This is a genomic window from Paenibacillus sp. KS1 (genome assembly GCF_001680695.1).
Lineage (GTDB): Bacteria > Bacillota > Bacilli > Paenibacillales > Paenibacillaceae > Paenibacillus_B > Paenibacillus_B suaedae.
In genome coordinates, this window is record NZ_MAIS01000280.1 from 1 (window position 1) to 705 (window position 705).

The window sequence follows — 705 nt, forward strand, 5'->3', positions numbered from 1 at the left end:
AAAAGAATATGCTTTTTGGGTTAGTTTTGATTATCGTATGTCTTTTGATAGGATTATATTTTTTAAGGAATACTTCGAAAGATGTTGATGATGATGTAATAATGAAAATTTCAATATATCCTACAGCAGTACTCGATGAAACATACTTGTTTGAAGTAAGGTCAGATAAAATGCTCGAGGTATCAAAAGGTGTTCGGAAGCATCAAACGTTTGATTTTCACTTAAGAAAAGTAATAGATATAAAAAAAGGAAACTGACTGCTGAAGAATCAAAGGTTCTACTCGATGCAGCAAACAGAATCGAAGAAACTAGCGATAATATCACAAAAAAATTAATTGCGAATGGGTGGGATGTGTCCATCTATTACAAAGGAAAAATAATGGATTTGAACTACTATGGTAATGAGTCAAAAGATTTAGATGTATTAGTTAATCAACTAATTTTATTGTCACCAATTACCGTAGATCTGCATGGGTGGTCGTAATTCTCACAGCTCAATATCTCCTTCAACAATTACCACATGCGAGTGTAACTATGAACTGTAACCCGTAAGAGGTCACTTTTTTCAAGTGTCCATCCTACGGGTTACAAGTTCAACAACTCCATGTGGTTTTCTTTTTTTTTGATTGTGATCCCCTCCACCATATGAAAATTTTCTAAAATGGCTGTATGGACTGTCAACACTAAACTAGACAACTTTTTTAA

General features: G+C 33.3%; 1 protein-coding gene. It reads left to right on the plus strand.

Going from position 1 to position 705, the window contains the following annotated elements:
- A partial coding sequence (locus BBG47_RS30515) for a hypothetical protein (RefSeq protein ID WP_217492554.1) occupies positions 1–257 on the plus strand: 257 nt, incomplete at its 5' end.
- Positions 258–705 lie beyond the last annotated feature (448 nt).